A 12,995-nucleotide genomic window follows, 5' to 3' on the forward strand; every position below is an offset into this window, starting at 1 on the left:
TTATTTGTACCTGTATACTATTCTACCTTTACTTAAATCATAAGGTGACATTTCTAACTTCACTTTATCACCTGGAAGAATCTTAATGTAGTTCATTCTCATCTTACCAGATATGTGAGCAATCACTTCATGACCATTACTTAATTCAACACGAAACATTGCATTTGATAATGCCTCTGTTATTGTTCCATCTTGCTCTATTGAACTTTGTTTTGCCATAATTATTAAATTAAGCTACCGCTGTTCTTTGTGATGAACTTCCTTTTACTTTACCTGATTTCATCATTCCTTCGTAATGACGCATCAATAAGTAACTCTCAATTTGCTGTAATGTATCCAAAATAACCCCTACCATAATGATAAGAGATGTACCTCCGAAGAATTGAGAAAATTGAGTACCGACACCAGCTCTAGCAACAAAAGCAGGTAAAATTGCGATAAGTGCTAGATAGATAGATCCTGGTAAAGTAATTTTTGTTAAAATATTATCTATAAAATCTGAAGTTTCTTTACCTGGTTTTATACCCGGAACAAAACCTCCATTTCTTTTCATATCATCTGCAATTTGACTAGGATTTATAGTAATTGCAGTATATAAGAAAGTAAAAATTATAATTAATAATGCAAATGTTAGGTTATACTGCCAACTCTGAAAGTCAGAGAAAACATTTCCTATATAAGCTGCTGTGTCACTATTTTCAGACCACAGATTTGCCAACAAAGCTGGTAAAAACATTAAAGACTGAGCAAAGATAATTGGCATTACACCAGAAGCATTAACTTTAAGCGGAATATACTGTCGTTGCCCACCATAAACTCTACCTCCTACAACTTGTTTAGCATACTGAACTGGTATTCTCCTTGTAGCTTGGACTAACATTACAGTTACCATTACCACAAAGAATAAAGCTACAATCTCAAGAATGAAGAATAATAATCCGCTCATTCCCAAAGAAATTGCTTCAGCAACAATTGAACCAGGAAAACGAGATATGATACCAATCATGATTAACATTGAAATACCATTACCAATTCCTTTATCAGTAATTTTTTCACCTAACCACATACAGAAAATAGTACCTGATGTAAGCACAATAACTGATGTAATTGTGAAGAAGGTTTGACTCATCATAATTGCTTCGGTAGGAATAGTACCCGCAACATAACTAACACCTTGAACAAAAGTGATAGCGATAGTCAACACCCTAGTTATTTGTGTAATTTTCTTTCTACCTGACTCACCTTCTTTCTGCATCTTTTGGAAGTAAGGCACAGCAACTGTTAATAACTGTATAACAATACTGGCAGAAATGTAAGGCATAATACCTAACGCAAAAATGGATGCATTAGAGAATGCTCCACCTAAGATAGTGTCTAATAAGCCAAATATACCTTGAGCATCACCTGATAATTTTGATGGATCTACTCCAGGTAAAACCACAAAAGAGCCTAAACGAAAGATAATTAAAAAACCAATGGTATTTAAAATCCTATCTCTAAGCTCCTCAATGGAGAAAATATTCTTTATGGTAGAAAAAAAACGATTCATATTATATTTTTGATGCAGTTCCTCCAGCCTTCTCAATTGCCTCTAACGCAGTCTTAGAGAATGCATTAGCAGTTACATTTAATTTAGCCTTTAAGGTTCCGTTTCCTAAAATTTTAACCAAGTCATTTTTAGCAACAAGTCCTTTGCTTTTCAATAATTCAACATCTATAGTGTCGACACTATACTTCTCTTGTAGAGTTTGTAGATCACTTAAATTGATAGCTTTGTAGCTAACTCTGTTGATGTTATTGAAACCAAACTTAGGAACTCTTCTTTGCAATGGCATTTGACCACCCTCAAAACCTTGTTTCTGAGAATAACCACTTCTTGATTTAGCTCCTTTATGACCTCTTCCCGCAGTACCGGCAGCACCAGAGCCCTGACCTCTACCAATACGCTTTCTAGTTTTTATAGAACCTTCTGCTGGTTTTAATGTATGTAATTTCATCTTATCCTTCAGTTACATTAACTAAGTGAGCAACTTTCTTCAACATACCTTCTATTTGAGGAGTTGATTCTTTTGTCACTGTTTTATTAATTCTCCCTAAACCTAAAGCTTCTATTGTAAGCTTCTGATTTTTAGGTCTACCTATTACACTTCTTATTTGTGTTACTTGAATTTTCTTAGCCATCGTAATTAACCATTAAATACATTAGAAAGTGCAATTCCTCTATCTTTAGCTACAGTATAAGGATCTCTTAATTTAAGAAGAGCATCGAAAGTAGCCTTAACTACGTTGTGTGGGTTAGAAGAACCTTTAGATTTTGCTAGAACATTATGAACACCAGCACTTTCAAATACAGCACGCATTGCACCACCTGCTATTACTCCAGTACCCTGTGAAGCAGGTTTAATTAAAACAAAACCACCACTATATTTACCTATTTGCTCGTGAGGTACCGTTCCTTTTAAAATTGGAACTTTAACCAAATTTTTCTTCGCATCATCAATTCCTTTAGTAATTGCATCAGTTACTTCATTAGCTTTACCTAATCCGTAACCCACAACACCATTACCATCACCTACAACAACAATTGCTGAGAAGCTGAATCTTCTACCACCTTTTACAACCTTAGCAACCCTTTTGATGGCTACTACCTTTTCCTTCAGTTCGATTTCGCTTGCTCTAACAGATTTTATATTACTCTGAGACATATTTTTAGAATTTTAAGCCACCTTTACGAGCACCGTCTGCCAATGCTTTTACTCTACCGTGAAATCTATATCCACCTCTATCAAAAACTATTGTTTCAATACCGGCTTCTTTAGCCCTTTTAGCAATAGCTTCTCCTACTTTTGCAGAAGTATCGATATCAGCATTACTTTTAGCGCCCAATTCTAATGAGTTGGCAGCTGCTAGTGTATGACCTTTTAAGTCGTCAATAACTTGTGCATAAATGGCACGGTTACTTTTGAATACCGACAAACGAGGTGTTTCAGCAGTACCAGAGATCTTTCTACGGATACCTTTTTTAATTCGAGCTCGTCTATTTTGTTTACTAATAGCCATTTTTTAATATTATTTAGCGGCAGTTTTACCTGCTTTACGTCTAACTTGTTCACCAACAAATCTAATTCCTTTACCTTTGTACGGTTCAACAGTACGTAAGGACTTAATTTTAGCGGCTACTTGACCAATTAATTGCTTATCAAAGCTTTCTAGAGTAACGATAGGATTTTGACCCTTAACCGTTTCAGCAGAAGCTTTCACCTCTTCAGGTAAACCTAAAAATATACTGTGAGAGTAACCTACGTTTAACTCTAATACATTCCCTTGTACTGTAGCTTTATAACCTACCCCAACTAGCTCTAACTGCTTTTTGTACCCCTCTGAAACTCCGGTAACCATGTTATTCAATAAAGCTCTATACAATCCATGCATCGCTTTATGTCTCTTAGATTCCGTAGCTCTTTCTAGCTTCACTACTCCATCATTATTCTCCACAGATATAGCTGGATCAACTTGCTGTGTTAAAGTACCCTTGGAACCCTTTACTGTTACTAAGTTATCCTTAGCAATTTCAAGAGTTACATCTTGAGGTAGTTTTATAAGACTTTTACCTATTCGTGACATTTCTATTCTTTAATATACGTAGCATAATACTTCCCCACCAACATTAAGAGAACGTGCCTCTTTGTCAGTGATCACTCCTTTAGATGTTGACATAATTGCAACACCCAAACCATTTAATACTCTTGGAAGATTTTCAGCATCAGAGTATTTTCTTAACCCTGGTTTTGAAACTCTCTCCAAATTAGAAATAGCTGGAGTTTTTGTTTCAGGATCATATTTCAAAGCAATTTTAATATTACCTTGTGAGTTATTTTCCTCAAATTTATAATTTAGGATATAACCTTTTTCATGAAGTACCTTTGTAATACTCTTCTTTAAATTCGAAGCAGGTACTTCTACGATTCGGTGATTTGCTTTTATAGCATTACGAACCCTTGTAAGAAAATCAGCTATTGGATCAGTTACCATCTCTTAATTAATTATAATTTCAAATTGCTCTGCCGAAACAGGCGTGCAAAGTTAAGAAATTAATTTGTTTATAAAAATAAAAATTTAAAAATCACCAGCTCGCTTTGGTTACTCCTGGTATTTTACCTTGTGAAGCCATTTCGCGGAAGGTTACCCTAGAGATTCCAAATTTACGCATATATCCTTTCGGACGACCTGTTAATTTACATCTATTGTGCAATCTTACAGGAGAAGCGTTTTTTGGTAATTTATCTAAAGCTTCATAGTCGCCATTAGCTTTTAACTCAGCTCTCTTGTCTGCATATTTAGCAACTAGTCTTTCTCTTTTTCTTTCTCTGGCAATTACTGCTTTTCTAGCCATATTATTTATTGTTTTTACTAGCAAAAGGCATTCCGAAAGCTTTTAATAATTCATAGCTCTCTTCGTCCGTTTTGGCAGTGGTTACAAATGTAATGTCCATACCAGAAATAGTAGTTACTTTATCAATACTAATTTCTGGGAAAATTATTTGTTCTTTAACACCAAGAGTATAATTACCTCTTCCGTCAAAGCCTTTATCTTTAACACCTTGGAAGTCACGTACACGAGGTAATGAAACAGATAATAATCTATCCAAAAACTCGTACATTCTTTCTCCTCTTAGTGTTACTTTTGCTCCGATAGGCATCCCTTCTCTTAACTTAAAGTTAGAGATTGAATTCTTTGCATACGTTGCTACAGCTTTTTGACCAGAAATCATTGTTAACTCTTCTACACCAGTGTCAACTAATTTCTTATCAGCAGTAGCAGCACCGATACCTTTATTGATAACGATTTTTGTAAGCTTAGGAACTTCCATCGCAGAGCTGTACTGAAACTTTTCTTTCAAAGCGGGAATTATTTCACCCAGGTATAAATCTTTTATTCTTGGATTAGCCATTTTTGATCACCTCCCCCGTTTTTTTTGAATATCTTTGCAATTTACCGTTTTCATCGAGCTTACGTCCAACTCTGGTAGCATCACCTGTTGCAGGATCTACTAACATTAAGTTACTTAAATGAATTGGCGCTTCTACCTTATCAATACCTCCTTGAGGACTATTCGCAGATGGCTTGTTGTGTTTAGTTACAACATTAGCTCCCTCAACGATAGCTCTATCTTTGTCACCTAACATTTCTAACACTTTCCCAGTTTTGCCTTTAGAATTACCAGCAATAACTTTTACAGTGTCACCCTTACGGATATGAAATTTCTTTTGTTTGTTTTTTCTCCTTTCCATAATTTATAATACTTCAGGTGCTAAAGAAACAATTTTCATGAATTGCTTTTCACGCAATTCTCTAGCAACAGGTCCGAAAATACGAGTACCTCTTGGCTCATCATTAGGGTTCAATAATACTGCTGCATTATCTTCAAAGCGAATATAAGAACCATCTTTTCTTCTCACCTCTTTCTTAGTGCGTACGATTACAGCTCTAGAAACGGTACCTTTTTTCAAATTACTTGAAGAAAGAGCAGACTTTACAGTAACAATCACTTTATCACCAATGGAAGCATACCTCTTTTTAGTACCACCCAATACACGGATACACAATACCTCTTTGGCACCACTATTATCCGCTACACTTAATCTTGACTCTTGTTGTATCATGGTTATTTAGCTCTTTCTACAATTTCTACTAATCTCCATTTTTTATTCTTACTCATTGGTCTAGTTTCTTGTATTCTGACAGTATCGCCAATTGTACAATCGTTAGACTCATCATGAGCCATGAATTTGGTATTTTTCTTCACGAATTTACCATATATAGGGTGTTTAACCTTTCTTTCAACAGAAACGGTAATGGACTTGTCCATTTTGTTACTAACAACTAACCCTACTCTTTCCTTTCTAAGGTTTCTTTCCATCTTAGCAATTATTTAGCAAGTACTTTACTTCTTAGTTCAGTCTGCAAACGAGCAATATTCTTACGAGTATCTCTTATTTGCATAGGATTCTCTATAGGAGAGATAGCATGTGCAAACTTCAACTTATGAAGTTTTTGTCCTTCAACTTTTATATTCTCATTGAGCTCGTCAATGGATAATTTCTTAATATCTGCGTTTTTCATTATAATATTGGGTTTTCAGCGTAATCCCTTCTAACAGAAAACTTAGTTTTAACAGGTAACTTTTGTGCAGCCAATCTTAAAGCTTCTTTGGCTAAATCCATTGTTACACCACCTGCCTCAAACATAATTGTTCCGGGTTTAACAGTTGCTACCCAGTATTCTGGAGCACCTTTACCCTTACCCATCCTAACCTCTGCAGGCTTTTTGGTTATAGGCTTGTCTGGAAATATTCTGATCCAAACTTGACCCTGTCTTTTCATTGCTCTTGTCATAGCAATCCTTGCGGCTTCTATCTGTCTACTGGTAATCCAACCCGGCTCCAGTGACTTTAAAGCAAAACTACCAAAAGCGATATTATGCCCTCTTTGAGCAATCCCTTTTACTCTACCTTTTTGCTTTTTCCTAAATTTTGTTCTTTTTGGCTGTAACATTTTTTAAAAATCTTTTACCAAAGAAAGCGATTATTTACGCTTTCTTTTAGGACGTTCACTTCTTCTATTATTAGCCGGGCCACTACCTTTTCCTGATTGGCTCGCCCCAACGTTTAACGACAAGTCTCTCTTGCCGAATACTTCACCTTTGAATACCCATACTTTCACACCAATTGTACCATAAATAGTGTGAGCATGTGTTGTTTCATAGTCAATATCCGCTCTCAATGTATGCAAAGGAATTCTTCCCTCTTTATACATTTCGGTACGTGCCATTTCCGCTCCGCCTAAACGACCAGAAACTTTAATTTTAATACCTTGAGCACCTACTCTCATAGCAGACGCAATAGCTTGTTTCATTGCTCTTCTATAAGAGATTCTAGCTTTTAACTGCTGTCCGATAGACTCACCAATTAATTTAGCGTCTAATTCAGGACGTTTGATCTCAAATATGTTGATCTGAACGTCTTTACCAGTTAATTTTTTAAGCTCTTCCTTCAATTTATCTACCTCACTACCACCTTTACCGATAACAACACCAGGTCTAGCAGTGTGAACAGTTAAAGTAATTCTCTTTAAAGTTCTTTCGATAACAATTTTAGATATTCCACCTTTAGGAATACGAGCTAATATATATTCTCTTATTTTTTGATCCTCTATTAGTTTTTCAGAAAAAGACAAACCTTTTCCTCCGTACCAGTTGGATTCCCAACCACGAACGACACCTAAACGAAAACCTATTGGATTAACTTTCTGTCCCATTGTTATTTATTTTCAGCGTTATCAGTTTCAGCCAATACCGCTTCATCCGCAGCACTGTCAACAATCAAAGTTACATGGTTAGACCTTTTTCTAATTCTGTGAGCTCTACCTTGAGGAGCGGGTCTTAATCTTTTTAAAATCCTTCCACTATCCACTTTAACAGACTTAACAATTAAGTCAGCATCTTCAAGATCAGTATCTGGATTTGCCTGTTGCCAGTTGGCAATTGCAGAAAGCAATAATTTTTCTACTCTAGCAGCACCATGCTTAGACTCAAACTTTAATATGTTTAATGCACGATTTACTTTTTCACCTCTGATAAGATCCACTACCATCCTCATTTTTCGAGGAGATGTAGGTACGTTATTTAATTTAGCTATTGCTTCCATTATCTCTTACCTTTATCTTTTTTATTTATATGACCCCTGAAGTTTCTAGTAGGAGAAAACTCACCTAACTTATGTCCTACCATATTTTCAGTTACATAAACAGGGATAAATTTATTCCCATTGTGTACTGCAAAAGTATGACCAACAAAATCAGGAGAAATCATAGATCTTCTTGACCAAGTTTTGATAACCGATTTCTTACCGGATTCATTCATGTTATCAACTTTCTTTTCAAGACGAAAGTCGATATAAGGTCCTTTTTTTAATGATCTAGCCATCTATTATTTCTTTTTACCGATAATTAATTTATTGGAATATTTCTTAGGTGCTCTGGTTTTTAAACCTTTCGCTAATAAACCTTTTCTTGATCTTGGGTGACCTCCTGAAGCTCTACCTTCACCACCACCCATTGGGTGATCAACTGGGTTCATAACAACCGCTCTCGTTCTAGGTCTTCTACCTAACCAACGTTTACGTCCAGCTTTACCTAACTTAACAATCATGTGATCTGCATTCGATACAGTTCCAATGGTTGCCATACAAGCACTTAGTACTAATCTCATCTCACCTGAAGGTAATTTCAATGTAGCATATTTACCTTCTCTCGCTAAAAGCTGAGCGTAAGATCCAGCACTTCTAGAAATAGCGCCACCTGCTCCAGGCTTAATCTCGATATTATGAACGATCGTACCTAGAGGTATATCAGTAAGAGGAAGCGCATTACCTACTTCAGGAGCAATTCCTTTACCTGATAAAATAGTATCCCCTACTTTTAACCCATTAGGCGCGATGATGTATCGTTTCTCACCATCAGCATAGTGCAATAATGCAATGAATGCTGTTCTACCCGGATCATACTCTAAAGTAGCTACCTTAGCAGGGATATTTAATTTATTTCTTTTAAAGTCGATAATTCTAAGACTCTGCTTATGACCACCACCTAAGTAGCGCATAGTCATACGTCCTGAATTATTTCTACCACCTGATTTTTTACTAGGAGCAAGTAAAGATTTCTCTGGAGATACCTTACTTAATTCCGTATAAACCGGTGCTAATCTATATCGTTGTCCAGCTGTAACTGGTCTTAATTTTTTAACTGCCATTTTTCAGATCATTAAATTTCGCTGTAGAAATCGATTACCTCTCCTTCTGCTACAGTTACAATTGCTTTTTTGAAACTAGGTTTTCTTCCAGTTAAGATCCTAGACTTGGTGTATCGAGATTTTTGTTTACCCAAATATCTCATAGTGTTGATACTCTCAACATTTACACCGTACGTTTTTTCAACCTCAGCTTTAATTTGGATTTTGTTAGCATTAACATCTACAACAAATCCATATTTACCTTTTTCGTTGAGGTCTGAGACTTTTTCCGTTACAAGTGGTTTAATTAAAACGCTCATATCTTTTACTTAAATAAGTTTTCAATTTTCTCTATAGAACCTTCAACGAAAAGCAACTGATCAGCATGAAGTACATCATATGTATTTAATGAATCAACTGTAGTTACCTGTGCGTTCTTTACATTTCTTCCAGATAAGACAATGTTCTTATCAGATTCAGGAAGAACTAAAAGTGTCTTTTTATCTCCTAAAGACAACTTGCTTAACATTTCAGTATAATGCTTAGTTTTAATTTCATTGAAAGTAAAACCTTCTAATACTGATATCATTTGATCTTTAGCTTTATAAGTCAATGCTGACTTTCTTGCTAATGACTTTAACTTCTTATTCAATTTAAAGCTGTAGTCTTTTGGTCTTGGACCGAAAACTCTACCACCGCCTTTGAATATAGGTGACTTGATACTACCAGCACGAGCTGTACCAGTACCTTTTTGTTTCTTAATTTTTCTAGTAGAACCAGAAATTTCCGCTCTTTCTTTCGATTTATGCGTTCCTTGTCTCGCATTAGCCATTTTTTGTTTCACGTCTAAGTAGATAGCGTGATCATTAGGCTCTATATCAAAGATGGCATCCGATAAAGAAATTTTTCTTCCGGTGTCTTCGCCTGTATGTTTTATAATTGAAAGCTCCATCTTTATTTCTCTATTATTACAAATGAATTTTTAGCACCCGGTACTGAGCCACTTACTAATAATAAGTTTTTCTCAGGGATCAATTTTAAAACCTTAAGGTTAGTGTTTTTCACTCTATTACCTCCAGTTCTACCAGCCATTCTCATACCCGGAAATACTCTTGCCGGATAAGAAGCACCACCAATTGAACCTGGTGCCCTCTGTCTGTTGTGCTGACCATGAGTTGCTTGACCAACTCCACCGAAACCATGACGTTTTACAACACCTTGGAATCCTTTACCTTTAGATGAACCTGCAACATCAACAAAGTCACCTTCTTCGAATACATCGCCAATTGTTACAGTTTGTCCTAAACTGTAGTTCTCAACAAAAGCTTCTTCGCCTTCGTATTCACGGAACTCAACGAGTTTCTTTTTAGGTGTTGTTTGAGCATTTTTGAAATGCCCTTTCAATGCATTTGGTGTATTCTTTTCCTTGCGCTCTTCATAGCCCAACTGAATAGCAGAATAACCATCGGTTTCCTCTTTTTTTACTTGTGTAACCACACAAGGACCAGCCTCTATCACCGTGCATGCGACATTTCGTCCATCGACACCGTAGATACTAGTCATTCCGATTTTTTTTCCTATTATTCCAGACATTATTAATTATGATTAACAACCTTTAAACGGGTTTAACCGTAGCTTTTCCCGAAAGGACTGCAAAGTTAGTAAAATATTATAAGCTACAAAACTTACAACATTAAAAAATACAAAATTATAAAAAAGAAAAACCAATGATATACAGATCATTGGTTTTTCTCTATTTTAAAATTGTTATATTATACTTTAATCTCTACATCAACTCCACTAGGAAGTTCTAGTTTCATTAAAGCATCAACTGTTTTTGCGCTGTTTGAATAAATATCAACTAATCTCTTAAAAGTACATAATTGATATTGCTCACGTGACTTCTTGTTTACGTGCGGAGAACGCAATACTGTAAAAATCTCTTTTTCTGTAGGAAGAGGTATTGGACCACTTACTACTGCACCAGTTGTCTTTACAGCTCTCACAATTTTATCAGAAGACTTGTCAACTAAATTGTGATCGTATGATTTTAACTTTATTCTTATTTTCTGATTCATAATTCCTATTATTTAACAGTCTCCCCTTTAGATTTTGCAATTACTTCTTCAGCAATATTTTGAGGTACTGGGTCATAGTGTGAGAAAGTCAATGAAGCTGTTGCTCTACCGGACGTGATCGTTCTTAAGTCAGTCACATAACCAAACAACTCTGATAAAGGAACATCTGCTCTGATAATTTGTGCAGCGCCTTTAGGATCCATACCTTTCATTAAACCTCTTCTCTTATTCAAGTCACCAGTTACAGGACCAGTATATTCATCTGGTGTTGTAACCTCAACTTTCATTACTGGCTCAAGTAATTGAGGACCTGCTTTCTTAGCAGCTTCTTTGAAACCTATTCTTGCAGCTAATTCGAAAGAAAGAGCATCGGAATCGACATCGTGGAAACTACCATGATAAAGCTCAACTTTCATAGCCTCAATTGGATAACCAGCTAAAGGACCATTAGACATTGCCTCAGTGAAACCTTTCTGGATTGCTGGTATAAATTCTTTTGGAATAACACCACCAGTAATTTTGTTATCAAATTGTAAACCTGGTTCGATTTCACCCTTTTCATTTTCCTCAGCAGGAGATAATTTGAAAACGATGTCCGCAAATTTACCTTTACCACCAGACTGCTTTTTATAAACCTCTTTGTGATCAACTAAAGTTGTGATTGCCTCTTTGTAAGCCACCTGAGGAGCACCTTGGTTAACATCAACCTTGAATTCTCTTCTTAGACGATCCATGATGATATCCAAGTGTAACTCACCCATACCTCTAAGAATAGTCTGACCAGTTTCCTCATCAGTATTGACTTGAAGCGTAGGATCTTCTTCCACTAATTTAGCGATAGCCATACCCATCTTATCAACATCTGCCTGAGTTTTAGGCTCAATTGCATAACCAATAACTGGATCTGGGAAGACCATTGATTCAAGAACAATCTTGTGATTCTCGTTACAAAGGGTATCTCCTGTTTTTATATCTTTAAAACCAACCACTGCAGCAATATCACCAGCATGAAGCTTTTCAATTTGGTTCTGCTTATTTGCATGCATTTGGAAGATTCTAGAAATTCTTTCTTTTTTATTCGTTCTAGTATTGAATACATAAGAACCTGATTCTAAAGTACCAGAATATGATCTTACGAAACATAAACGACCTACGAATGGATCAGTAGCAATTTTGAATGCTAATGCAGAAAATGGATCTTCTGCAGTTGGCTTTCTACTTGTAGGCTCTTCAGTATCAGGATTTGTACCTACAATATTATCTCTATCTAATGGAGAAGGTAATAATTCCATTACATAGTTCAATAAAGTCTGAACTCCTTTATTTTTAAATGCTGATCCACACATCATTGGAACAAATGCAAGATCTAAGGTTGCAGCTCTCAATGCAGCAATTACCTCATCTCTTGTAATAGATTCAGGATCATCAAAGTATTTCTCCATTAGAGACTCATCATACTCTGCTACTGATTCTAACAAGTGTTCACGGTATTCGTTTACCTCATCTTGCATATCAGCTGGTATTTCTACCTCTTCCCAAGTCATTCCATTATCTTCCTCGTTCCAAACGAAAGCTTTCATTTCAACTAAGTCGACAACGCCTTTGAAGTTTCCTTCTGCACCAATTGGTAACTGTAAAGGAACTGACTTAGTCCCTAACATTTCTTTTACCTGACGACAAACATTTAGGAAGTCTGCACCATCACGGTCCATTTTGTTAACGAAACCGATTCTTGATACTTTATAGTTATCTGCTAGTCTCCAGTTAGTTTCTGACTGAGGTTCAACACCATCAACAGCACTGAATAAGAAAACTAAACCGTCTAATACTCTTAAAGATCTGTTTACCTCTACAGTAAAGTCAACGTGACCCGGAGTATCAATGATATTGATATGGTATTCTTCACCCTTGTATGGCCAGAACACGGTAGTTGCAGCTGAAGTAATAGTAATACCTCTTTCCTGCTCTTGTTCCATCCAGTCCATAGTGGCAGCACCATCATGAACCTCACCAATTTTGTGACTTACACCAGTATAGTATAAAATCCTTTCAGTAGTAGTAGTTTTTCCGGCATCGATGTGAGCAGCGATACCTATATTACGTGTTAGTCTGAGATCTCTTGCCATTAT

The 12,995-nt window shown here is 36.0% G+C and carries 24 protein-coding genes; all 24 read right to left on the reverse strand.

All coding sequences use genetic code 11. The features are described 5' to 3' along the window. Positions 1-219 (reverse strand): translation initiation factor IF-1, encoded by a 219-nt coding sequence (infA, locus tag QYS48_RS03035; RefSeq protein WP_302103730.1) that lies wholly within the window; start codon positions 217-219, stop codon positions 1-3. 10 nt (positions 220-229) lie between these two features. Beyond that, on the reverse strand, positions 230-1,549 hold the full coding sequence (gene secY, locus QYS48_RS03040; RefSeq protein WP_308357474.1) for a preprotein translocase subunit SecY: 1,320 nt from the start codon (positions 1,547-1,549) through the stop codon (positions 230-232). A 1-nt stretch (position 1,550) separates the two neighbouring features. Next, positions 1,551-1,997 carry a 50S ribosomal protein L15 gene (gene rplO, locus QYS48_RS03045; protein ID WP_308357475.1) on the reverse strand — a complete coding sequence of 149 codons (447 nt, stop codon included), beginning with the start codon at positions 1,995-1,997 and terminating at the stop codon, positions 1,551-1,553. A 1-nt stretch (position 1,998) separates the two neighbouring features. Continuing rightward, entirely contained in the window at positions 1,999-2,181 is a 183-nt protein-coding gene (gene rpmD, locus QYS48_RS03050) for a 50S ribosomal protein L30 (protein WP_302127499.1), read from the reverse strand. A gap of 5 nt (positions 2,182-2,186) precedes the next feature. Further along, entirely contained in the window at positions 2,187-2,705 is a 519-nt protein-coding gene (gene rpsE, locus QYS48_RS03055) for a 30S ribosomal protein S5 (protein WP_302103728.1), read from the reverse strand. A 4-nt stretch (positions 2,706-2,709) separates the two neighbouring features. Beyond that, positions 2,710-3,060 (reverse strand): 50S ribosomal protein L18, encoded by a 351-nt coding sequence (rplR, locus tag QYS48_RS03060; protein WP_302127500.1) that lies wholly within the window; start codon positions 3,058-3,060, stop codon positions 2,710-2,712. A 9-nt stretch (positions 3,061-3,069) separates the two neighbouring features. Then, positions 3,070-3,624 carry a 50S ribosomal protein L6 gene (gene rplF, locus QYS48_RS03065; protein WP_308357476.1) on the reverse strand — a complete coding sequence of 185 codons (555 nt, stop codon included), beginning with the start codon at positions 3,622-3,624 and terminating at the stop codon, positions 3,070-3,072. 9 nt (positions 3,625-3,633) lie between these two features. Beyond that, positions 3,634-4,032, reverse strand: a complete 399-nt coding sequence (gene rpsH / locus QYS48_RS03070; protein ID WP_302103726.1) for a 30S ribosomal protein S8 — start codon at positions 4,030-4,032, stop codon at positions 3,634-3,636. Positions 4,033-4,123: 91 nt separating this feature from the next. Continuing rightward, positions 4,124-4,393, reverse strand: a complete 270-nt coding sequence (rpsN, locus tag QYS48_RS03075; RefSeq protein WP_308357477.1) for a 30S ribosomal protein S14 — start codon at positions 4,391-4,393, stop codon at positions 4,124-4,126. A 1-nt stretch (position 4,394) separates the two neighbouring features. Then, positions 4,395-4,952, reverse strand: coding sequence for a 50S ribosomal protein L5 (gene rplE, locus QYS48_RS03080; protein ID WP_308357478.1), 558 nt, complete (start codon positions 4,950-4,952; stop codon positions 4,395-4,397). Further along, on the reverse strand, positions 4,945-5,292 hold the full coding sequence (gene rplX, locus QYS48_RS03085; protein WP_308357479.1) for a 50S ribosomal protein L24: 348 nt from the start codon (positions 5,290-5,292) through the stop codon (positions 4,945-4,947). Before rplX ends, rplE begins: the two co-directional genes overlap by 8 nt. Before the next feature lie 3 nt (positions 5,293-5,295). Further along, on the reverse strand, positions 5,296-5,664 hold the full coding sequence (gene rplN, locus QYS48_RS03090; RefSeq protein ID WP_013455161.1) for a 50S ribosomal protein L14: 369 nt from the start codon (positions 5,662-5,664) through the stop codon (positions 5,296-5,298). Positions 5,665-5,666: 2 nt separating this feature from the next. Beyond that, entirely contained in the window at positions 5,667-5,921 is a 255-nt protein-coding gene (rpsQ, locus tag QYS48_RS03095) for a 30S ribosomal protein S17 (protein ID WP_308357480.1), read from the reverse strand. Positions 5,922-5,929: 8 nt separating this feature from the next. After that, positions 5,930-6,124 (reverse strand): 50S ribosomal protein L29, encoded by a 195-nt coding sequence (gene rpmC, locus QYS48_RS03100; protein WP_013455159.1) that lies wholly within the window; start codon positions 6,122-6,124, stop codon positions 5,930-5,932. After that, positions 6,124-6,555 carry a 50S ribosomal protein L16 gene (rplP, locus tag QYS48_RS03105; RefSeq protein WP_302103724.1) on the reverse strand — a complete coding sequence of 144 codons (432 nt, stop codon included), beginning with the start codon at positions 6,553-6,555 and terminating at the stop codon, positions 6,124-6,126. The genes rpmC and rplP overlap by 1 nt, the downstream gene beginning before the upstream one ends. 30 nt (positions 6,556-6,585) lie before the next feature. Next, complete coding sequence (gene rpsC, locus QYS48_RS03110) at positions 6,586-7,317, reverse strand: 30S ribosomal protein S3 (protein WP_308357481.1); 732 nt, start codon at positions 7,315-7,317, stop codon at positions 6,586-6,588. 2 nt (positions 7,318-7,319) lie between these two features. After that, the gene (gene rplV, locus QYS48_RS03115; protein WP_302103723.1) at positions 7,320-7,706 is read right to left on the reverse strand and encodes a 50S ribosomal protein L22; all 387 of its coding nucleotides are present in this window, start codon (positions 7,704-7,706) and stop codon (positions 7,320-7,322) included. Beyond that, complete coding sequence (gene rpsS, locus QYS48_RS03120; protein WP_201918317.1) at positions 7,706-7,984, reverse strand: 30S ribosomal protein S19; 279 nt, start codon at positions 7,982-7,984, stop codon at positions 7,706-7,708. The genes rplV and rpsS overlap by 1 nt, the downstream gene beginning before the upstream one ends. Before the next feature lie 3 nt (positions 7,985-7,987). Continuing rightward, complete coding sequence (gene rplB, locus QYS48_RS03125; RefSeq protein WP_308357482.1) at positions 7,988-8,809, reverse strand: 50S ribosomal protein L2; 822 nt, start codon at positions 8,807-8,809, stop codon at positions 7,988-7,990. An 11-nt stretch (positions 8,810-8,820) separates the two neighbouring features. After that, entirely contained in the window at positions 8,821-9,108 is a 288-nt protein-coding gene (gene rplW / locus QYS48_RS03130; protein ID WP_308357483.1) for a 50S ribosomal protein L23, read from the reverse strand. A 5-nt stretch (positions 9,109-9,113) separates the two neighbouring features. Next, on the reverse strand, positions 9,114-9,740 hold the full coding sequence (gene rplD / locus QYS48_RS03135) for a 50S ribosomal protein L4 (protein WP_308357484.1): 627 nt from the start codon (positions 9,738-9,740) through the stop codon (positions 9,114-9,116). 2 nt (positions 9,741-9,742) lie between these two features. Further along, on the reverse strand, positions 9,743-10,381 hold the full coding sequence (gene rplC, locus QYS48_RS03140) for a 50S ribosomal protein L3 (protein ID WP_302127501.1): 639 nt from the start codon (positions 10,379-10,381) through the stop codon (positions 9,743-9,745). Positions 10,382-10,560: 179 nt separating this feature from the next. Next, positions 10,561-10,866, reverse strand: coding sequence for a 30S ribosomal protein S10 (rpsJ, locus tag QYS48_RS03145; RefSeq protein WP_302127502.1), 306 nt, complete (start codon positions 10,864-10,866; stop codon positions 10,561-10,563). 8 nt (positions 10,867-10,874) lie between these two features. Beyond that, positions 10,875-12,992: an elongation factor G gene (gene fusA / locus QYS48_RS03150; RefSeq protein WP_308357485.1), complete on the reverse strand. Its 2,118-nt coding sequence runs from the start codon at positions 12,990-12,992 to the stop codon at positions 10,875-10,877. Positions 12,993-12,995: the final 3 nt, after the last annotated feature.

It is taken from the genome of Marivirga arenosa (genome assembly GCF_030503895.2).
GTDB classification, from domain to species: domain Bacteria; phylum Bacteroidota; class Bacteroidia; order Cytophagales; family Cyclobacteriaceae; genus Marivirga; species Marivirga arenosa.